The sequence below is a fragment of the Vibrio sp. CDRSL-10 TSBA genome, assembly GCA_039696685.1.
Classification (GTDB): domain Bacteria; phylum Pseudomonadota; class Gammaproteobacteria; order Enterobacterales; family Vibrionaceae; genus Vibrio.
Genome location: CP155566.1, coordinates 1,240,020 through 1,260,972, shown reverse-complemented (window position 1 = coordinate 1,260,972; position 20,953 = coordinate 1,240,020). Strand labels below are relative to the sequence as shown.

14 protein-coding genes and 3 pseudogenes are annotated in these 20,953 nt (G+C 49.4%); 7 read left to right on the top strand and 10 right to left on the bottom strand.

All coding sequences use genetic code 11. The features are described 5' to 3' along the window. Positions 1-266 precede the first annotated feature (266 nt). Together ABDK09_13240 and ABDK09_13235 are read left to right on the top strand one after the other, a co-directional pair. Positions 267-530: a GrxA family glutaredoxin gene (locus ABDK09_13240; protein ID XAW90376.1), complete on the top strand. Its 264-nt coding sequence runs from the start codon at positions 267-269 to the stop codon at positions 528-530. Positions 531-716: 186 nt separating this feature from the next. Beyond that, positions 717-2,400, top strand: a pseudogene (locus ABDK09_13235) (aspartate:alanine antiporter). A gap of 185 nt (positions 2,401-2,585) precedes the next feature. Here the strand turns inward: ABDK09_13235 and fabV are convergent. The 3 genes from fabV to ABDK09_13220 all read right to left on the bottom strand — a co-directional run bounded on the left by fabV (position 2,586) and on the right by ABDK09_13220 (position 7,077). Continuing rightward, positions 2,586-3,788: an enoyl-ACP reductase FabV gene (fabV, locus tag ABDK09_13230; GenBank protein XAW90375.1), complete on the bottom strand. Its 1,203-nt coding sequence runs from the start codon at positions 3,786-3,788 to the stop codon at positions 2,586-2,588. 241 nt (positions 3,789-4,029) lie between these two features. Next, complete coding sequence (locus tag ABDK09_13225; GenBank protein XAW90374.1) at positions 4,030-6,312, bottom strand: acyl-CoA dehydrogenase; 2,283 nt, start codon at positions 6,310-6,312, stop codon at positions 4,030-4,032. A 138-nt stretch (positions 6,313-6,450) separates the two neighbouring features. Next, on the bottom strand, positions 6,451-7,077 hold the full coding sequence (locus ABDK09_13220) for a TetR/AcrR family transcriptional regulator (protein XAW90373.1): 627 nt from the start codon (positions 7,075-7,077) through the stop codon (positions 6,451-6,453). A gap of 636 nt (positions 7,078-7,713) precedes the next feature. Here ABDK09_13220 and ABDK09_13215 point away from each other — a divergent pair. Further along, positions 7,714-8,656 (top strand): annotated as a pseudogene (locus tag ABDK09_13215) (pyridoxal-phosphate dependent enzyme). Positions 8,657-8,805: 149 nt separating this feature from the next. Continuing rightward, positions 8,806-9,093, top strand: a complete 288-nt coding sequence (locus ABDK09_13210) for a DUF1496 domain-containing protein (protein ID XAW90372.1) — start codon at positions 8,806-8,808, stop codon at positions 9,091-9,093. A 13-nt stretch (positions 9,094-9,106) separates the two neighbouring features. Here ABDK09_13210 and ABDK09_13205 read toward each other — a convergent pair whose 3' ends face one another. The 7 genes and pseudogenes from ABDK09_13205 to ABDK09_13175 form a co-directional block, all read right to left on the bottom strand. Then, on the bottom strand, positions 9,107-10,555 hold the full coding sequence (locus ABDK09_13205) for an NAD-dependent succinate-semialdehyde dehydrogenase (GenBank protein ID XAW90371.1): 1,449 nt from the start codon (positions 10,553-10,555) through the stop codon (positions 9,107-9,109). A 266-nt stretch (positions 10,556-10,821) separates the two neighbouring features. After that, the gene (locus tag ABDK09_13200; protein XAW90370.1) at positions 10,822-11,574 is read right to left on the bottom strand and encodes a nucleoside hydrolase-like domain-containing protein; all 753 of its coding nucleotides are present in this window, start codon (positions 11,572-11,574) and stop codon (positions 10,822-10,824) included. Positions 11,575-11,731: 157 nt separating this feature from the next. Then, positions 11,732-12,763, bottom strand: a complete 1,032-nt coding sequence (locus tag ABDK09_13195) for a nucleoside hydrolase (GenBank protein XAW90369.1) — start codon at positions 12,761-12,763, stop codon at positions 11,732-11,734. Next, entirely contained in the window at positions 12,763-13,695 is a 933-nt protein-coding gene (locus ABDK09_13190; GenBank protein XAW90368.1) for a carbohydrate porin, read from the bottom strand. The genes ABDK09_13195 and ABDK09_13190 overlap by 1 nt, the downstream gene beginning before the upstream one ends. Further along, positions 13,676-14,353 (bottom strand): carbohydrate porin, encoded by a 678-nt coding sequence (locus ABDK09_13185; protein XAW90367.1) that lies wholly within the window; start codon positions 14,351-14,353, stop codon positions 13,676-13,678. The genes ABDK09_13190 and ABDK09_13185 overlap by 20 nt, the downstream gene beginning before the upstream one ends. Before the next feature lie 83 nt (positions 14,354-14,436). After that, positions 14,437-15,843 carry a family 1 glycosylhydrolase gene (locus ABDK09_13180; protein ID XAW90366.1) on the bottom strand — a complete coding sequence of 469 codons (1,407 nt, stop codon included), beginning with the start codon at positions 15,841-15,843 and terminating at the stop codon, positions 14,437-14,439. 36 nt (positions 15,844-15,879) lie between these two features. Further along, positions 15,880-17,302 (bottom strand): annotated as a pseudogene (locus tag ABDK09_13175) (PTS transporter subunit EIIC). Between the two features lie 725 nt (positions 17,303-18,027). Between ABDK09_13175 and ABDK09_13170 the strand changes: the two are divergent. From ABDK09_13170 to ABDK09_13160, 3 genes are all read left to right on the top strand, one after another. Next, positions 18,028-18,879, top strand: a complete 852-nt coding sequence (locus tag ABDK09_13170; GenBank protein XAW90365.1) for a PRD domain-containing protein — start codon at positions 18,028-18,030, stop codon at positions 18,877-18,879. Between the two features lie 146 nt (positions 18,880-19,025). Then, positions 19,026-20,474: a PTS transporter subunit EIIC gene (locus tag ABDK09_13165; protein ID XAW90364.1), complete on the top strand. Its 1,449-nt coding sequence runs from the start codon at positions 19,026-19,028 to the stop codon at positions 20,472-20,474. Next, complete coding sequence (locus tag ABDK09_13160; GenBank protein ID XAW90739.1) at positions 20,359-20,934, top strand: glucose PTS transporter subunit IIA; 576 nt, start codon at positions 20,359-20,361, stop codon at positions 20,932-20,934. Before ABDK09_13165 ends, ABDK09_13160 begins: the two co-directional genes overlap by 116 nt. Positions 20,935-20,953 lie beyond the last annotated feature (19 nt).

Sequence of the window (20,953 nt, the reverse complement as noted above, 5' to 3'; positions counted from 1 at the left end):
CGCTTTAATAAAAAAATTGTTTGATACAGTGCAACTTGCCGGCCATATCCACAATTTTAGTAGCAGTTTATGCAGAGGGTCACAATTCACTCTGCGTCATCTCCGTCATAATATTCACATCACGTCACCACAGCGATGACACTTTGTACGGCTCTGGCCGCAAATCGCACCGATAGCTTTTACCTATTAAAAGAACAGGTAATTGCCACTTTATTTTCTATGTTGGATCGGGCATAGTGACGTCAATCGAAACAAAGGAGAAAGCTATGTTCGTAGTGATTTTTGGTCGCCCTGGTTGCCCATATTGTGTACGTGCGAAAGAGCACGCTGATACGCTGAAAGAGAAACGTGACGACTTCAACTACCGTTATGTTGATATCCACGCTGAAGGCATCACCAAAGCTGATCTGGAAAAAACCGTTGGTAAACCAGTAGAGACTGTGCCACAGATCTTCATCGACCAAGAGCACATCGGTGGTTGCACTGAGTTTGAAGCTTACGCAAAAGAAAATCTGGGTCTGTTCGACTAATTCGTCGATGATTTGACTACAGTACTAATACATGAGAGCCCGCTGCACTGCCAGCGGGCTTTTTTCATAAACAGTTATTTCATAGAACTGTTAAACCTTAAAATTTTCACTTAATTTTTTAATTAATTACGCTACAATCCGCATAATTTAAATACACCCTCCTCCGCGCTTGAATTGAGCTAAATTGTGAACATCGACGTCGTATTTTTGCTAGACCAAAACCCTATTCTTCTCATCTTTGTTGTTCTGGCTATTGGCCTTGCTTTTGGCAAAATCCGCTTTGGCAGCCTGCAGTTAGGTAACTCTATCGGTGTATTGATCACATCGTTGATCATGGGACACCTCGGTTTCTCCTTCAATGCAGAAGCCCTCACCATTGGCTTTATGCTGTTTATCTACTGCGTCGGTATTGAAGCCGGCCCCAACTTTTTCAGTATTTTCTTCCGCGATGGCAAACATTACCTCATTTTAAGCCTGGTCGTGCTGATCACGGCGACCGTGCTGACCTATCTGGCCAATCACTACCTCAATCTCGATTTAGGCCTGGCGGCCGGTATGATGGCCGGTGCCCTGACCTCGACTCCGGTGCTGGTTGGCGCGCAGGATGCATTGAACTCGGGTTTGTCTTCCGTGCCGCGTAATCTGGATATTTCTCTGGTGCTGGAAAATGTTTCCGTCGGCTATGCGATGGCCTATTTGATCGGCCTTATCAGTATGATCATGTTCGCTAAACTGCTGCCTAACCTGCAAAAGCAAAACCTGTCTGATTCTGCCCAGCAAATCGCTCAGGAAACGCGGTCTGGGTGGCAGCGGACAACGTAAAGTGTACCTGCCGATTATTCGTGCCTATCGCGTGGGGCCGGAACTGGTGCAATGGGTCGACGGACGTAATCTGCGTGAACTGGGTATTTATCGTCAGACCGGTTGTTACATCGAGCGTATCCGACGTAACGGCATTCTCGCCCATCCTGATGGTGACGCGATTTTGCAGGAAGGTGACGAAATTGCCCTGGTGGGCTTCCCGGACAGCCACGCCAGACTGGAACCCAGTTTTCGTAACGGTAAAGAGGTGTTCGACCGTAACCTGCTTGACCTGCGCGTGGTAGAAGAAGAAATCGTTGTCAAAAGCGATACGATTGCCGGTAAACGCCTGTCTGATCTTAACCTGTCTGAGGATGGCTGTTTCCTGAACCGCGTGGTTCGGGCTCAAATCGAAATGCCGATGGACCTGGATATCGTACTGGCCAAAGGCGATGTTCTGCAGGTCAGTGGTGAACGCAGCCGCGTTAAAGGCCTGGCAGACAAAATCGGTTTTATCTCGATTCACAGTCAGATGGCGGATTTGCTGGCATTCTGCAGCTTCTTTATTCTGGGTATTCTGTTTGGTCTGGTCACTATGACCTTCGGCCAGGTCTCGTTCAGTCTGGGTAACGCGGTCGGTCTTCTGCTGGCGGGCATCACGCTGGGCTTTTTACGTGCCAATCACCCGACCTTTGGCTACGTACCACAAGGTGCACTGAATATGGTCAAAGATTTAGGCCTGATGATCTTTATGGTCGGTATTGGTCTGAGCGCCGGCGGGCGCATGTTTGAACACTTATCAGAAGTCGGCCCGCAGGTGATCGGTCTGGCCTTTGTGGTCAGTGTGCTGCCGGTTGTCTTCGCTTACTTGGTGGGCGCACACATACTGAAAATGAACCGTGCGCTGCTGTTTGGCGCCATCATTGGTGCCCGCACATGCGCACCGGCGATGGACATTGTCAATGATTACGCCAAATCAACCATTCCGGCGCTGGGCTATGCCGGTACTTATGCGATTGCCAATATTCTGATGACGCTGGCGGGTACTCTGCTTATTCTGCTCAGCTGACGGATTCAACTCAGCAAACAATAAGCCTCAGCAAACAACAAGCGTCGCCATCGAGCGGCGCTTTTTTTATACCTTTTTTAATCGTTGAATCGCAATAGCCATAAATCGCAGAGACAAAAAAGGCGCTGAATCAATCAGCGCCTTTGACATTAGCTTTCTGGTTATCGATGTATCAAACGATACGATTAGATATCGATAACGTCGAATTCAACCTGTGGGTTGACGTCAGCATCGTAATCAACGCCTTCGATACCGAAGCCGAACAGTTGCAGGAACTCTTCTTTATAGGCTTCGTAGTCGGTCAGCTCTTTCAGGTTTTCTGTAGTAATCTGTGGCCACAAATCACGGCAGTGTTGCTGAACGTCTTCACGCAGTTCCCAGTCATCCAGGCGCAGACGGTTTTTGTCGTCTGTTTCTGGCTTGCTGGCGTCGTCTTTGTACAGACGCTGGCTGAACATGCGGTAGATCTGCTCCATACAACCTTCATGGATGCCTTCTTCACGCATTTTCTTGAATACCATTGCAATGTACAGTGGCATAACAGGAATTGCCGAGCTTGCCTGAGTCACAACTGACTTAAGCACTGCCACGTTTGCCGTGCCGCCTTTAGCTGCCAGTTTATCGTTCAGAGCTGCTGATGCGCGGTCCAGATCCATCTTGGCACGGCCCAGAGCGCCGTCCCAGTAGATTGGCCAGGTCAGTTCAGTACCGATGTAGCTGTAAGCAACGGTTTTGCAACCTTCTGCCAGTACGCCAGCTTCATCCAGGGCCTGCATCCACAGTTCCCAGTCCTGACCACCCATTACAGTAATGGTGTCTTCGATTTCCTGCTCTGTCGCCGGTTCTACACTTGCTTCAATGATGACATCTTTGTTGGTGTCAACCGCAGTAGAAGTGTAAGTTTCGCCGATAGGTTTCAGTGCTGAACGTACCAGCTCGCCCGTTTCAGGCAGCTTACGCACTGGTGATGCCAGTGAGTAGACAACCAGGTCAATCTGACCCAGATCTTCTTTAATCAGTTCGATCGCTTTATGTTTAGCTTCGTTCGAGAACGCATCGCCGTTCAGGCTTTTCGCATACAGACCTTCTTCATGCGCCAGCTTATCGAAAGCTGCTGCATTGTAGAAACCTGCTGTGCCTGGCTTCTTCTCAGTACCTGGTTTTTCAAAAAACACACCGATGGTGGCTGCACCGCCGCCAAATGCCGCTGCGATACGTGAAGACAAACCATAACCACTTGAAGAGCCGACAACAAGCACACGCTTAGGCGCGTTCTTGATTGGACCTTGTGCTTTAGTGTAAGCAATTTGTTCTTTTACATTAGCTTCACAACCCACTGGGTGCGTTGTTGTACAGATAAATCCGCGAATTTTAGGTTTGATGATCATATTCAACTTCCTTCAAAAATCTTCGCTAGGATAAAAGTTTCGCCCGCAGATCGCATCCTATTTCTGTCAAAATGGCGGTATTTTATAAGTGGTTGGATCACTGTGTGGCGTTTTTTAACCCCCGAGCCCCGTAATCCGGCCATCATTGGTAGTCAGCCAAGCGCGAATCCGGGTTAACCTGCCAGCAAAAAAGAAGGCTTCTTGTCAGAAGCCTTACTGTTGATTATCCCGCAGAGCTGCCTCAGGCCACGTGATTAAGCTTAGGCTTACCACTGGTGTGGGTCAAAACCTCAGACAAGTCATGACTGAAGTGATCGACCTGAATTGCCTGATAACGCAGCTTATCAGCAGCGACAATCGCATCCACTTCATCCTGACTCAGAACGCCAGCGTCAAGCGCCTGCTGCAATCGTTCAGTCAGCGGGCCTTTACGGGCCACTTTGCCCTCTTTCACGCCTTTATTGAGTTTGCGTTCCAGCCCTTGCACACCATAGAGCTGTAAAAACGCCCGTTCCATCAGCCCAACGCTGTCATCAGGCTCCGCTCCGATGTAACACAAATGGGTCAGACGATCGCGATGCGCTCCCGGCGTCATCAGGCTCTGCGCGATTTTAGTCGTCAGCTCATCACCCGGAGGCTGGAAGTGATTACCAAGCGGGAACAGCAGCCCCTTCATTACCCGGCCAACCGACTTGATAGAATAATTACGGTAAGCATCATTGAGTGACTTCGCCGCATGGTGCAGACAGTATTGCATCGCAAAATGAACATAATTCAGATCCGCCTGCTGCCGTCCTTCGTCTTCATAACGTTTCAGTACCGCCGATGCCATATACAGGTAACTCAGGCCGTCACCCAGACGCGCCGAAATCATCTCTTTGCGTTTCAGTTCACCGCCCAGGGTGAGCATGGCAAAATCAGCACTGACGGCCAGAGCCCGGCTCAGGCGTGTCATGTGGCGGTAATAGTGCTTGGTTTCTCCGCTCATATCGGCACGGATGAAGCGTGACCCGGTCAAAGCGGCGCCCAGCGCCCCAAAGGTATTTCTGGCCGCGTGGCCGATATGTTTAAACAGCAGCTTATCAAACTCTTTCGCTCCCTGCTCCTGATCAGGATTGGCAGCGGCAGCCATCTCTTGCAGCACATACGGGTGACAGCGCGTCGCCCCCTGACCGAAAATCATCAGGTTACGGGTCAGAATATTGGCCCCTTCTACGGTAATCGCAACCGGTATACCCAGGTAGTGAGTCGCGAGATAGTTCATCGGACCATCCTGAATCGCCCGGCCGGCATGGATGTCCATCGCATCATTCAGAATGCTGCGGCCAATCTCGGTCATATGATACTTGGCTATCGCAGTCACGATACCCGGCTTCTCTTTCATGTCCAGCGACGTGGTCGTCAGAGTCCGGGTGGCTTCCAGCAGGTAAGTCAGGCCGCCGATACGCCCCAGCGCCTCTTCAACCCCTTCAAACTTACCGATCGACATACCGAACTGCTTACGAACATAGGCGTAAGCCCCGGTGGTACGCGAAGTCAGGTGACCAATCGCGGTGCCAAGCGCCGGCAGTGAAATACCGCGTCCGGCCGATAAACATTCCACCAGCATACGCCAGCCTTTGCCGGCGTAGTCAACACCGCCAATCAACCACTCCATCGGAATAAACACATCCTGACCACGCGTCGGACCGTTCATAAAGGCCAGGCCAAGCGGGTCATGACGTTCGCCGATTTCGACCCCTTCATGATCCGCCGGAATCAACGCACAGGTAATACCGATGTCTTGTTTATCACCCAGCAGGTTGTCCGGATCGTACATCTTAAATGCCAGCCCCAGCACCGTTGCCACCGGAGCCAACGTGATGTAGCGCTTATTCCAGTTAAGACGTACACCCAGCACTTCCTTACCTTCATGCTTGCCATAACACACGATGCCCTGGTCGGGAATGCCGCCCGCATCAGAGCCGGCTTCCGGCCCGGTGAGCGCAAAGCAGGGAATATCCGTACCGTCTGCCAGGCGCGGTAACCAGTAATCTTTTTGCTCCTGAGTACCATAGTACGACAACAGCTCACCCGGGCCGAGTGAGTTCGGCACCATCACGGTCACCGCAGTACTGATACTGCGGGTTGCGATACGCGACACTATGGTCGAGTTTGCCAACGCAGAGAACTGACGACCGCCGAATTTCTTGGCAATAATCAAAGAGAAGAAGCGCTCTTTACGCAGGAACTGCCATACCTCCGGCGGTAAATCACGGTCCTGTTTGATGATTTTATGGTCATCAAGCATGGCAAGCAGTGTTTCCAGTTCATTGTCCATGAACGACTGCTCTTCTTCACTCAGGGTTGGCTTGGGATAATGGTGCAGCTTTTTGAAATCTGGTTTACCAGAAAACAGTTCCCCGTCCCACCAGACACTGCCGGCTTCCATCGCCTCTTTCTCTGTTTCCGAGAGCGGTGGCAGCACTTGCCTGAACAGTTTGAAAGCGGGGTCGCTTATCCATTTTCTTCGTAGAGAGCACATAGTTCAGATCCTTTTGTTCACTGGTCTTTTAAACTGATTGTGTTTACTTAATACGTAAACTTATTATGTTTTGCTTTGTGTTAGGCTGAGGTTCTCCGACCTTTAACCTTCGGTTAGTTTGTCTCGGGCAGATCGCCCTTATCCGGCCGCCATACCAGCCGCCAGGTACGGAATGATCTGATCGACCATCACTTTGGCATCGACCTGAGTGCCAAAATCATTTTCGGCTATCTCAGTCAGTGCCTGGCTCGATGCCATGGTGAATACACAAGTTCCCAGAGTGAAATGCAGCCGCCAGAACAGAGTTTCGCGGGTCAACTGTGGATTGGCTTTTAACACCGACTGAGTAAACAGCGTGAGTACATCGTCATAACGGGTAGTGATAAACCAGCGTAAATGGCCTTGTACATCGGTGTAACCACGCCCAATCAACAGCATAAAGCGGCTGGTACCATTCGGACGTAACTCGTTCAGCGCCCTAAGCGGGCTGCGCAGCGACTCAAAGACATCCGCCATCGTATACTCATCACGCAGATTGAGCGTGATCAGAGCATCCTTGACGGCCGGCATAAACGCTTCCAGGTAACGGTTCAGTACCGCCCGCACCAAGGTTTTCTTATCCCCAAAGTGATAATTGACTGAAGCCAGATTCACGTTGGCCTTGCTGGTTATCGTTCGCAGCGATGTATCATTAAAGCCGTGCTCAGCAAACAAGCCTTCCGCTACATCCAGTATTTTTTCCTTGGTACTACTTCTTGGTGCCATTGCTAATCCACTCACCCAAACGTTAATCACTTGTATAAAACATCTGTTTGAAAATATACTCCGCACATTGAGGGTTAACAAGTAATTAACATCACACTTTTCAATAATGGTCAGACCAGACAGCATTCATTCGGTGTAATAGCTTGTCCCGACTCGCATTTTGAAAAATGTAAATTTTTTTTCTCTTTAACGGGAACTCTTTTTATGAGTCCCGGTCTGAATTATCGTAGTTGACAGAGTTTTAAAAGTTTTACAGATCGTCGAACTGTCTGTGGTACTGAAAGCTACACCTATGCTGCTTTTTCTTATTAACTCCTATGTTTGTATCAGCCCAAAACGACTTTGTTTTGGGCTTTTTTTCGTCCCCCGTTCGGGGCAAACTAAGCACTGCAAAAAACTAAACACGGCAAATAAGCAGGGTAAACTCTGCAAACTCAATCGATAAACAGATCCCGTGCTCTGCAAAAAGCGAAGGGGGTGTAAACCATGGATGATTTGCCAGGAACATATGTTTTTTGAGACTAGACGTTTTTTTGAGACTAAACGTTTTCTGACCTGAACGTTTTAATGAGACTGCTTGTTTCAAAGAGAATGATTGTTTTAATAAGAATAAGTGCCTAACTGAGACCGAATGTTATGAAACTTGCCGACAGTCCCGTCACCCTCCATCAGTTTGGTGATTTTTCCTTTTATCTCAAACGGGATGACCAACTGCACGCACAGTTCAGCGGGAACAAAGCACGTAAATTTATGCCCTTGCTGGAACAGGCATTACCTGAGGTCAATACCTTAATCTGCTACGGTTCCGCGCAAGCCAACTCGCTCTATTCACTGGCCGCTCTGGCCAATCTGCGTGGCTGGCAGCTGGAGTTTTATGTAGACCACGTGCCGGGCTGGCTGAAACAGAAACCCGAACGGCAACTATCGTGCAGCGCTGGCGCTGGGCGCACAAATCATCGAAACCCGCGCGCTGAGTCAGTTACACCCCAAACAACACATTGCCCAATATCGCCGGCCGGACAATCACTGCCTGGTGCTGGAGGAAGGCGGCCGCACCCCAATCGCCAAACAAGGAGTGACGGCACTGGGCAATGAGCTGATCAGTTGGATTGCCCAGCAACCTGAGCAGCAATGGCGGGTTGTGCTGCCCTCGGGAACCGGGACAACGGCGCTCTACCTGCATCAGACATTAGCGCCGCATGGGATTGAAGTGGTGACCTGCCCGTGCGTCGGCGACCAGGGCTACCTGCTTGAGCAGTTTGATCAGCTCATCGGGCAAACCCAACCTGTCGCTCACAACCTGGCTCCGGCTGCGCGCTACCCAACCATCATCAGCCCTTCATCCAAACATCATTTTGGTCGCCTCTATGCAGAGGATTACCAGATCTGGCAGCAGTTACGCGCCCAAACCGAGGTGGAATTTGATTTACTGTACGACCCGTTAATGTGGCGTTTACTGAGGCACTGGCTGCCAACGCAGCCTGATAAGTCACTGCTGTATATTCATCAGGGCGGATTACTGGGCAATGAGAGCATGCTCGCACGTTATCAGCGTCAGTTTGGTCATTCGCTGGCTTGAGCATAAGCTGGAAGTATGACGGTTCAAAGCCCGCCTGGTGCAACAAATCCGGCTGCCGTTCATCTCTGCCGCTCATCGGTAATGATTCATCACCAGAGACTCTTAGGCAGTGACTCTTAGGTAGCTATCGGAATTAAACGGAGAATATAATGAAGCACAAACTCATCATGACACAGGCCACAGTGCTCCTTATCAGCGCGCTTAGCTCTGCTGCTCAGGCCAACAGCATTTCTGTCAGCACGCCAAAACCGGCTATCGTGCTTGATGGCGGTGACATGGGTAAACGTGTCTGCTACTACGAAGATAAAGCCTATTCGGAGGGAGCGGTACTGCAGGTCGGAGAGGTGTATATGTTATGTCAGCGGGCCAGTCAGATTGAAACCAACGGCCCGCTGAAATGGGGAGTGTTTAAGGCGCCTGAAACGAAAACGCCCTAAACAGAGGCAGGCGTTACAGACCGCCCATCAGGGTATATTTCATTTCCAGGTACTCTTCCATCCCCTGGCGTGCGCCTTCACGGCCCAGACCGGATTCTTTCACGCCACCAAATGGCGCCAGCGTGGTTGAGATCAGCCCTTCGTTAATGCCGACGATACCGCTTTCCAGCGCTTCACTCATGCGCCACGCACGCGCCAGATTCTGGGTGTAGCAATAAGCGGCCAGACCAAAATCGGTCGCATTAGCCCGCTCGATCACTTCGTCTTCAGCGCTGAAGCGGAACAAACCAGCCAGCGGGCCGAACGTTTCTTCGTGGGCAACCAGCATGTCATCACTCATATTGGTCAGTACATGCGGCTCAAGCAGACGACTGCCGTGTTGCGGCAGAGTACCGAATTCCACTTGCGCGCCTTTCTGCACAGCATCTTCAATATGACTGCGTACTTTGGCCACCGCGGCATCGTTGATCATCGGGCCGATGTGAGTCCCTTCTTCCAGCCCATTACCCACTTTCAGCTGTCTGACCCGCTCGACCAGTTTTGCCGTGAAGGTGTCGTACACACTGTCATGGACATAAATCCGGTTAGCGCACACACAGGTCTGGCCCGCATTACGGAATTTGGCGATCATCGCCCCCTCAACCGCAGCATCAATGTCAGCATCGTCAAAGACGATAAACGGTGCGTTACCACCGAGCTCCAGCGAGAGCTTCTTCACATTCGCCGCCGACTGCTCCATCAGAATCTTACCGACCCGGGTTGAACCGGTGAACGAGAGTTTGCGCACCAGTTTGCTCTTGGTCAGTACCCGGCCCAAGCTGATTGCATCGCCGGTCACAACCTGCAGCAGGCCATCCGGTAATCCGGCACGTTTGGCAAGCTCGGCCAGTGCAAGCGCGGTAAACGGTGTATCCGGCGCCGGTTTGAGCACCACAGCACAACCTGCGGCCAGTGCCGGGCCCGCTTTACGGGTAATCATCGCAGCCGGGAAGTTCCACGGCGTAATCGCTGCAACCACACCCACCGGCTCTTTAGCAACCAGGATACGTGCATCGGCTTTGTGGCTTGGGATCATCTCGCCATAAGCGCGTTTGGCTTCTTCGGCGTACCATTCGACAAAGCTGGCCGCGTAGGTAATTTCGCCTTTGGCTTCAGCCAGCGCTTTACCCTGCTCGACCGTCATCATATGGGCCAGATCATCTTTATGCTGCTCAATCAGGTTGAACCAGCGACGCAGAATGGTGGCACGAGTCGTGGCCGTCTCTTTTGCCCACAGGCGCTGCGCTTTGTCTGCTGATTCGATAGCACGCTTAACCTGCTCGTCCGTCAGTTGTGGCACCGTACCGATAACCGAACCATCGTAAGGATTGGTCACCGTCGTCGCCTGGCCATCCTCACTGGCAACCCATTGTCCGTCGATAAAGCAGTGCTGCTGGAATAATCCAGTATCTGATAATTGCATTCCCATCTCCTTAGCGATTGAATTCTGTTAACACCTGTTCAGTGTGACATCCGTTATATCACTAATACTCCGTGAGTGCCGTTACTAGAGGGAAATTAGTGTGCAACAGAATAAAAAAAACACAGTTCAATTGAAGCCGGAAATAAAAAAATCCCACCCATAAACCGGGCGGGATCTTGTTCATAAAGCTTTAGCATTTCAGCGCTGTCGCTGAAGAGTTAACCACTTATGACGATTGTTTCATCGTTGCTATTGATTAACCGTTACTATGGGTTCACCGTGACAATCGCACGACGGTAAGAGTAAAGCTGCGGCTCACCATCATCACTGACTTCAAGAATAATGTGGAACGGCGTCGGCTTATCCACTTTTGGCGCAACAAAACTGGCCGTCATTTTGTCACTGTCCGTCAGCTCGACTTTCGGCGCAAAATGGATCTGCAGCGCGTGAGCGGTCGGCTCACCATATTGCCACCAGCGGTAAGCAAGTTTATCACCATCCGGATCCTGACTGCCTGCTGCGCTAAGCTCAACTTTATCACCCGCTTTCACACTCAGTTCAACCGGTGCCAGGCCAGCTTGACCGTTGAGGGTCAGCACAGGATTGTGGTTCACGTCCTGATAGTTATCAGTCAGAGTCCACTGCATACGACCGGCAAAGTCATTCTGGAACTGATGACGGAAACGCCAGATGGACGCTGAGGCATTGCGATACTCTTTGCCATCCACACTCTGCACGGTATCTGACACACTGGTGCGCAGTCCGCCTTCATCATTATAAGCAACCGAAGCATAACGACCACCCCAGCCACCGTATTCCGGATGCTCAGGTACGTTAAGACCGTTTTTCAGCAACGCCGGCTGAACTTTATCCCGTTGCCAGGTTGAAGTGATAGCGATCAACTTTTCAATCTCAAACTCGTTGCTGTAAGTCAGCAAACGCACTAAAAATTGCGAGTCACCCGGTTCATTACCAATATCGGTTAGCACGATCATGCGGTCATTGTCAGTGCTTATCATATCAGCAGCCAATGTACTGCTACTAACTCAGATAAAAAGCGTCACAATCAATAAGGTTGCAGTGTTTAATTTTGCTTTCAGTTTCAAAATAGAAGCTTCTTTAAATTTGAAAAATGTAATTGACATATGTTCAAATAAGGCCAATTCTATCTTCATATCAATCAGATGAAACTCGTGATGAACTAAATAAAGCTAATTTGCTAAACAGATCTTCCAGCGTAAATCGTACGTCAGCATCGTGATAAACGCGTATTTTACGCTGTGATTGAGGGTTTGGTAGATAATTCAACTTTTCGTCAAGTAAAGGGGAATCCTCCTCCGTGTATTGATAAACCTCACTGGCTAGCAAAAGTGAGATACTAGGGTTGTCACCCAATACCCACACTTCACTTTTAGGCCAAGTTGTAAAATCAAACGTTGCGTTGGCAAGATCGTTAAAATCGATCATCTGATTCCATAGATATTTACCGATATCACCTTTTGTTTTAACTTTAAACTGAAGTTCTGCCATAGATACACGCATAGTCATATATACGTTGTGTGGAATTTGCCACAGAGCAATAGGTGAATCGAAAATAACCTGTGCTGCTTTAGGGTCATTGAACAAATTATATTCCCATCCACCTTGCGGATAAGGCATTCCACCTATCCAAATAACTGTAAATTTATCGGCAATACTTGGATCCATCTCATATGCCAAAGCAACATCTGTCATTGGTCCCATAACCAAAATATATAGTGGTAGATCACTCTGTTTATGGGCCTCATCAATAATAGCTTGAGCTGCAGCACTCTCACTTCGTCCATTATCCGCTTGGAGAGAGCTCTGAGAACCGGTATAAACTGGAATATCTTTTCTCATGTACTTCAGCACACGTTGAATTTCCTCTACGCTCTCCGTTGCGGTATTAGTAGCATCTCGCTTCATTAGAGGAGCAGTACGTGAATACTGAGAACCAATAAGTGCTTTCACCTCAAAACTGGGAGTCAATAATGCATGCACTATAGCAAAATCGTCATCCGCTTCATTTTTTGCGTCCGCACTAATTAATATTCGCACTTGTTTTTTTGACGGTACAGAAAACTCTAATCCATCAGCAAAAACATTCATTGAGAACATACTCAGAAACCACAGTAGCATGAGCCGTTGATTCATAAACATTTTAATATTACCTAAAATCTTTGCCATCAGAACCACCAGATTTCAGCCTGTACACCAAAGCTCAGCTGATCATCTTTCTGGCCGTCAAACGAGAAGTTGGTGATTTCGTTATCCAAAGCTTTCAGATAAGTGGTGTAGAAACGGATTTCCGGACGTGAACCCAGCATGCTGGTCGCTACCTTAAAGGTATGGTACGCCGTCAGCTTGTAGCCGCTTTCATCAAAGCTTTCACCATCAACACGGTTGGTCTGGTTAAAGTAACCCAGTTCGACGCCGGTTTGGTTAAACTGGTCCCAGATGTAGCCAGGTCTTACGACTGCACGTACGCTGTCGAAATCAGTGTGCGCTGTCGCCAAATCGTAGTTGTAAATATCTTCACCATGTGAGGCTACAAACGCATGAGCAACAATCACATTGTTATCGAACAGGTATTTTTCACCCTGGGAAACAAAACGTACCGCATAACCATCGGTATGTTGTCCTTGATAGTTGTTCAGACCGGTCGAGAAATCCGGGTTGGCACCACTGGTGGAAGCAAAACTGCTGGCAATCGAGTTAGTGGTGTACTGCAGGGTGTACTCGTTGAAACCATTATTATCCAGCTTCTGATTCAGCACAGTCGCAAAGCTCAGGGCATCTTTCACATCCGAATAGTCAGCTGAACTTTCTGCTTCTTTGGCACTCGAACCCAGGTTCGCCATCTGGTATTTCGCTGCCAGGCCAAGTTGCAGCGTATCACTCAGTTGATAGCCGTTGTAACGAACATCCAGTACGTTACTGTTGATTTCCAGGTCGTTGTCCTGACCACTGCTATCCAGGTAGTTAAAGTCTTCACGCATCAGAACCACGTTGAGATAACCTTCCGGCATAGCAATCTTTTCCAGACCGATACCGGCACCTGAGCTAGTGCGTGAGCTCTTCCAGTCCAGCATCTGGATTTCAGAAACCGGTGATCGCATGGCGACCTACCCACAGCTCTGATTCAGGTAGCGCAGGGATGAAACCTTTAGTACGGATGTAAAGATCAAGGAAGTGGAAATAGTTGTCATCCTGACCTTCCATTTCAAAGCCTTTATTAAGGCCGGTATTACCATCAAGCGTAATCACCGCCTCGACTTTTTTGCCTTGTTGCTCGTAAACACGCTGTTTGAAAGTCAGGTCATACCAACCTGTCATCTCATTACCAAAGCGACCCAGAGATCCAACCGCGTATTCTTGCGGCGCACCCTGCTCGGCGGTATACCATCCGGCACGGAAGTAGCCGTTGAAATTAAAACCGCTGTTCACAGGCACCTGGTCAGTGAAAGTGGGTAGAGAAGAGTCTGATTCCACGGCCGGTGTATTGGTTGTTGATGCAGAAGCCACAGCCTGAGCTTGTTCACCAGATGATTGTTCACCAGACGATTGCTCAGCAGCTCCCGGCTGTGATGCCTGAAGTTGCAGCAACGTTTGTTGCGCAGCCGCAATTTGTGCCTGCAGTGCATCGATTTGACTCTGAACGGCGTCTGCCGCGAAGCCGGAAGAAACGTAGCCGCAACTCATCAGAGCCAGGCATACTGGTGTCAGCTTCTGTTTCCAGGTTTTGCTTTTATTGGTATGTGTGTGTTTACTGTTCATGCTAAGTCCTAAGTATCAATGTAGGGGGGAGCTCACCAGAGTCAGGAGCTTTCCGGCGAGCTCGAGGGATTAACCCGGTTTTGTTATTGTTTTGGGCCTTGCAGAGATTCGCCGCGTGAAGCAATCACTGACTTGTACCAGTGGAAACTCTTCTTGCGTTTACGCTCCAGCGTGCCGTTACCCTGGTCATCACGATCGACATAAATAAAGCCGTAGCGTTTAGACATCTGTGCGGTTGATGCGCTGACCAGATCGATTGGTCCCCATGAGGTGTAACCCATCACATCGACACCGTCCTGAATCGCTTCGCCAACCTGGAACAGGTGATCATTGAGGTACTGAATACGGTAGTCATCCACGATTTCACCGTTTTCATCCAACTGATCCTTGGCACCAAGGCCGTTTTCAACGATAAACAGCGGAAGTTGGTAACGATCGTGTAGGAAGTTCAGCAGGTAGCGCAGACCAACCGGATCGATTTGCCAGCCCCATTCAGATGCTTCCAGGTATGGGTTAGCAATCATGCTCAGCATGTTGCCGCTCGCTTTTTCAATTTCCGCCGGATCGGCACTGGCGCAGCCAGTCATGTAGTAACTGAATGAGATGAAATCGATGGTTTCTTGCAGTGATTCAAGATCATCTTCGGTGATGTTGAGCTCAACACCCATCTCTTTAAATTTACGCGTCATGTAACCCGGGTAGTAACCACGCGCCTGAATGTCACCAAACATCAGCCATTCACGGTTTTGGGTCAGGGTCTGCATCACATCTTCTGGTTTACAGGTCAGCGGGTATTGCATCGCACCCAGGATCATGTTGCCGATCTTGGCATCCGGAATAATGTCGTGACACGCTTTGACCGCTTTGGCACTGCCGACCAATTGGTGGTGAATCGCCTGGAAGCGGGTTTGCTCACTACAATCACGCGGCAGACCAGAGCCGGTGAACGGTTCATGCAAGGTCACATTGATTTCGTTAAACGTCAGCCACAGTTTGACTTTGTCTTTGTAACGGTTGAACAGCACTTTGGCGTAAGTTTCAAAGAAGCCAATCACCTCACGGCTGGCCCATCCCTGGTATTTATCTGCCAGGTTAAGCGGCATTTCGTAGTGAGAAATGGTCACCATAGGCGTGATGTTGTGTTTGGCCATTTCATCAAATACGCGGTCGTAATATGCCAGACCTGCTTCGTTCGGCTCTGCATCATTACCATTCGGGAAGATACGGCTCCAGGCAATCGAAACACGCAGGCAGGTAAAGCCCATTTCAGCAAACAGAGCGATGTCTTCGGCATAGCGGTTGTAGAAATCGATCGCGACATCTTTAACGTTGAAGTCACCCTCTTCGCGATAAACCAGCTCGCCCATCGCACCAAATGGCTGCACATCAGAAGTCGACAAACCTTTACCGTCGGTGGTGTGTGAACCTTCAATCTGGTTTGCAGCGGTCGCGCCGCCCCACAAAAATGACTCTGGAAAACTAAAACTCATCACTATCTCTCCTTACAATAAATTTGGCTGTGGCTGTTAATGCGCTTTGACCGGGCTTAACTCATCTTGGGATGCTTTCTTGGCACCATTTACCTGACCAAACAGAACGGTCAGTACGGTGGCAAGAACAATAGAAAAGATGGAAGCAAACACGGTAATCCACAGCGTCGCATCAACACCTGCCGGTGGAATAACTTGCGGGAAAATCAGCACGCTTGGAAAAGCAAATGAATAGACACGCACACCGAAGTAACCGATGATTGCGGCACCTACTGCGCCGGAAATACAGCCGATAATAAAAGGCCGCTTCTTCGGCAGATTGACGCCGTAGATAGCAGGCTCAGTAATACCAAACAAACCAGCAGTCGTTGCAGAACCCGCAATCGCTTTCAGTTTCACATCTTTGGTCATCAGGAAGACACCAAACGCCGCACCGACCTGGCCAAGTGCCGCCGGTACCAGCAGTGGCAGCATGCTGTCTGAACCCATTACCGCCAAGTTGTTAAGCAGAATCGGTACAAAACCCCAGTGCAGGCCGAAGATAACGAAGACTTGCCAACCAGCTCCCATGATCAGGCCAGCAACCACAGGGCTTACGGCATAGATCAGCTCATAACCGTGGGCCAGGAAACTGGCTGAGGTAAGTTGCGGCAGGACCAATCACCAGGAAGGTCAGTGGCACAGTGATCATGATGCACAGCAGCGGTGTGAAAAAGTTCCGAATCGCGCCAGGCAGTACCTTGTTAAACACTGGCTCCAATTTGCAACAGACCCAGGCGGCAAAGATAATTGGCATCACCGAAGAGGCATAGTTCATAAAGGTAATCGGCATGCCAAAGAAGGTCAGCGCTTCGTAGCCCGGTGCCTGAGAGGCGTTAAATGCCGCGATCATTGTCGGGTGCACCAGCGCGCCACCAATCGCCATGGTCACAAACGGGCTGCCGCCGAACTTGGCACCGGCTGTGTACCCAAGCGCAAGCGGGAAGAAGAAGAACAGAGCGTCACTGCCGGCAAACAGCAGCTGATAAATACCACTGTCAGTCGTGGTCCAGCCCGCGGCAATCGCCAGTGCCAGACCACCTTTAAGAATACCGGAGGCTGCCATTATGCCGAGCAGCGGAGTGAAAATGCCGGAAATCAGGTCGATAAAGGTACTCAGCAGACCCTCTTTCTGTTTCTTCTCGCTTTTCTGTTCAGTGTCAATCACAGCGGTTCCGCCCATCACTGCCTGGATCGCTTTGAACACCTGATTGACGTGGTTACCGACCACTACCTGATACTGACCGCCACTTTCCACTGCGGCAATCACCCCATCCAGAGCTTTGGTTTGCTCCTTGTCCGCTTGCGCGTTGTCGTTGAGTTTAAAACGTAACCGTGTAGCACAATGCACTACGCTAGCCACGTTACCAGCGCCGCCGACTGTCTTGATAATATCGGTCGCAAGTTGTTCATATGCCATAACAATGCCCTATTTAATAAGCGGGTAACCGACTGAATTTCAGGCATAAAAAAACCCGAGGATCCCACATGCATTGCAGTTGGGTATCCCCGGGTTTTGCCCTGTAAGTGGTAACAATCCCGAAAAATAACGAAAACTAACCTGAGTTTTATCTATAAAAAAACCTGACCACTTCCCGGCAAATAAGCTTTGGGTAAGTTAAGTCAGGTTTTGCTCGCTTTCGCGATAACAATCCGTTTTCTGTAACAACAGCCTGTCTATTACAACAGTCTGTCACAATAATCCGTCTGCAGTAACAAGGTATCTCAATCGACACTTGCCTGCTTCGATGGCGTGAACGATAAATCCAGCCGATTTTCCGGTCAACGCAGTCAAATGCCAAATGTGATTCAGATCGGCTTCATATCATTAAATATCGCCCAAACAGCGACTCAAATCACATTTGTAACCGGTTCCAAACAAGCATTTATACCTATTTTGGTTTGTTCCGATTATTATAAGCCAAAGAAAACAGTCCGCATTTCGGACTGTTTGAGCAATAGTGTGTATCCATTCACACATTCGCGGTCATCAATTTGAGAGGGTGCGATGAAGATTATACACTGTGCGCAAATTACAGGATTGTTACTGCAATCAGCAGGCAAAACCTAAGCTCAGGACAGATCACCCTATCTGACCAGCTTAGGTTTTTTTATGCACCAAACTGCCTATTACTCTAAAAAATTATGCGTGTATCAAAAGTATTAAATAATAACGTTCTTATCTCTACCGATGTCAATGAACGAGAAGTGGTGGTGATGGGACGCGGTATCGGATTTCAAATGAAACCCGGTATGGAAATTGCCGCCGACAAGATAGAAAAGGTGTTCACTCTGGCCAAGAGTGACGACGATGCTATCGATAATCGCTATCGGGAATTGTTAGAAGAAATCCCGCTCGAGCTATTGGCCGCAACCGAACAAATCGTCGAGTTAGCCCAGAGTACATTAAGCGCGGAGTTACACCCGAGTATTCATATTTCACTGGCCGATCACATCCATTTTGCCATTGAACGGTTACGCACCGGTCAAATCGTCAAAAATGGTATGTTGTGGGAAATTAAACAGCTTTATCCGGTGGAATTTAAAATTGGCTGTCAGGCTCTGCAATTGCTCAAAGCCGCATCCGGGGTCAGTTTTGCCGAGGATGAAGCCGGCTTTATCGCTCTGCATCTGGTCAATGCACAGCTTAACGAAGATATGAACAACACCATCAATGTCACCAATCTGATTCGTGATATCGTGCATATGATTAAGTACAACCTCGGTCTGGATTTGAATGAAGACAGCGATGAATTTCGTCGTTTAGTTACGCATCTTAAATTCTTCGTACACCGCCTGATTCATCAGACCACCATTTCGGATGACGACGATTCACTGTTTCAGTCAGTGCGCGGCAAGTACCCTGCGGCGTTCGCTTGTGTGGAAAAAATCAGCCGTTATGTCGATAAACAGTTCAAACATGCCATGACCTCAGAAGAGATGATGTTTCTGACCATTCATGTTGAACGTGTGCGTCGCGCTGCACCAGCCAACTGATCGACGCTATGCAAATATCCAGTGACTATCATGACCGCCTGGCCCGGCAGATCATCACCAAACTCGGCGGCCCGTCAAATGTAGTACGGGTGACCCATTGCACTACCCGTCTACGCTTCCAGCTCAAACAGATCCCCGTAGACGCAGTGAAAGAGATTCAACAGCTGCCGGAAGTGATCTCTGTGATGCTGTCCGGAGGTCTGTTTCAGATCGTCATCGGAACCCAGGTTGAGAAACTCTATCAGTCCGTAACACCATTGATAGGTACTACGGAAAACCACAACTTTCCAGGGCACGTTAGCACTCTAATCAACACCATTACTAGCATTTTCAATCCTATTCTCTGGTTTTTGAGTGCAGCCGGCATTTTAAAAAGCACCATAATTTTGTGTGTCAGTATGGGATGGTTGGGTATCGATACCGGCACTTACCGTATCCTCTATTCTGCCGCCGATACGGTGTTTTTCTTTCTGCCGGTATTACTCGGTTATACGGCTTCAAAACATTTTGGCTCCAATCCACTGTTTGGGATCACTATCGCCGGAGCCCTGGTACACCCTGAGATTACCAGTCATGTCGATGCGCTTTTTTCACAACAAGCGGCCGCAGTGACGCCCCAGCAAGCCGATTTTCTCGGCCTGCCCCTCCAGTTTATTAACTATTCAAACTCGGTGATTCCCGTTTTATTCGCCACTTGGTTTAATGTCTGGCTGGAGCGACGTATCCCTAAGTCACTACCCGAATATCTTTATAAGTGGCTGGCACCATTTCTGTGCCTGATGATCACCATTCCGTTAACCTTTCTGGTCATCGGGCCGCTCAGTACTACTATCGCCCAAGCGATCTCTACTGTCGTGTTCTTCTTGTATCACGCCAGTCCGGTCATTGCCGGTATGATCATCGGAGCGATATGGCAAGTCTTGGTGGTGTTTGGCATCCACTGGAGCCTGGCTCCTATAGTGATGAGCAACATCGCGGTGAATGGTTTTGATGTTATCCCACCACTATTGCTTCCCGCTGTGTTTGGCCAGGTCGGTGCTTGTCTGGGAATTGTATTGAAATACCGCAAGCAACAAAGTGTTGCTTACGCTGGTAGTGCGGCGGTCACAGCGATGTTTGGCGTCACAGAACCCGCGATATATTGCATTACTCTGCCCAGACGATGGCCGTTTATTTTTGGCTGCTTATCTGCTGCAGTCGGCTCAGGTATCGCAGCCTTCTTTTACGCCAAAGCCTATTCGCTGGCGATGCCGGGCCTGTTTTCTATTCTGCAGATTATTCCGCCAACGGGCGTGGACAACTCGGTGTATGCCACAATTTTAGGCACCCTGCTTACTTTACTGCTGGCGATCACTCTCACCTACTTTTTTACCCCAGACAGCCAGGCAAGCGGAAAAGCTATGCTATCTACGAAAAGAATGGTGTCTGAAAAAACCAGTGTGTCTGCGGAAAGAATGGTGTCTGAAAAAACCAGTGTGTCTGCGGAAAGAATGGCGTCTGCAGGAACTACTGTACCATCGGAAACAATGGCGTCTGCGGGAACAAAAGCGTCCGACAAAGCTGATAGGTATAACTTACCGGCAGAAACGAGCTAAAAGCCGCTCCTTTGCGCAAATCAGCAGTCCGATTTCCGGTCAGGTAGTCGCTTTATCTATGGTTGGTGACCCTACCTTCGCCAGTGAAATTATCGGGCAAGGCGTCGCCATCATCCCGGAGAGCGGAGAACTGCGAGCGCCGTTTAATGGTAAAGTCGCTTCGGTATTCAAAACCCATCACTCGATCGGGCTGCAAAGTGAAGACGGCGTGGAAATGCTGATTCACATCGGCATCGATACGGTCAAACTCAAAGGCAAGGGATTTGAATTGCTGGTTGAGGCAGGCCAGGAGGTCGTCCAGGGACAACTACTGATACAGTTTGACCTGCAAGTGCTGACCACCCTCGGATATGACACCACCACACCGATAGTGATTACCAACAGCGATGATTATTTGGATGTGATTGTCACCAGCTCGACCAGAGTCAGCAGTGGCGATCCGCTGATGACCCTGATTTGAACCGCCAGAACAGAAGTCC

Coding starts and splice junctions, on each gene's coding strand:
- ABDK09_13240 (XAW90376.1), top strand. CDS start 267: ATGTTCGTAGTGATTTTTGGTCGCCCTGGTTGCCCATATTGTGTACGT.
- fabV (XAW90375.1), bottom strand. CDS start 3,788: ATGATCATCAAACCTAAAATTCGCGGATTTATCTGTACAACAACGCAC.
- ABDK09_13225 (XAW90374.1), bottom strand. CDS start 6,312: ATGTGCTCTCTACGAAGAAAATGGATAAGCGACCCCGCTTTCAAACTG.
- ABDK09_13220 (XAW90373.1), bottom strand. CDS start 7,077: ATGGCACCAAGAAGTAGTACCAAGGAAAAAATACTGGATGTAGCGGAA.
- ABDK09_13210 (XAW90372.1), top strand. CDS start 8,806: ATGAAGCACAAACTCATCATGACACAGGCCACAGTGCTCCTTATCAGC.
- ABDK09_13205 (XAW90371.1), bottom strand. CDS start 10,555: ATGCAATTATCAGATACTGGATTATTCCAGCAGCACTGCTTTATCGAC.
- ABDK09_13200 (XAW90370.1), bottom strand. CDS start 11,574: ATGATAAGCACTGACAATGACCGCATGATCGTGCTAACCGATATTGGT.
- ABDK09_13195 (XAW90369.1), bottom strand. CDS start 12,763: ATGGCAAAGATTTTAGGTAATATTAAAATGTTTATGAATCAACGGCTC.
- ABDK09_13190 (XAW90368.1), bottom strand. CDS start 13,695: ATGCGATCACCGGTTTCTGAAATCCAGATGCTGGACTGGAAGAGCTCA.
- ABDK09_13185 (XAW90367.1), bottom strand. CDS start 14,353: ATGAACAGTAAACACACACATACCAATAAAAGCAAAACCTGGAAACAG.
- ABDK09_13180 (XAW90366.1), bottom strand. CDS start 15,843: ATGAGTTTTAGTTTTCCAGAGTCATTTTTGTGGGGCGGCGCGACCGCT.
- ABDK09_13170 (XAW90365.1), top strand. CDS start 18,028: ATGCGTGTATCAAAAGTATTAAATAATAACGTTCTTATCTCTACCGAT.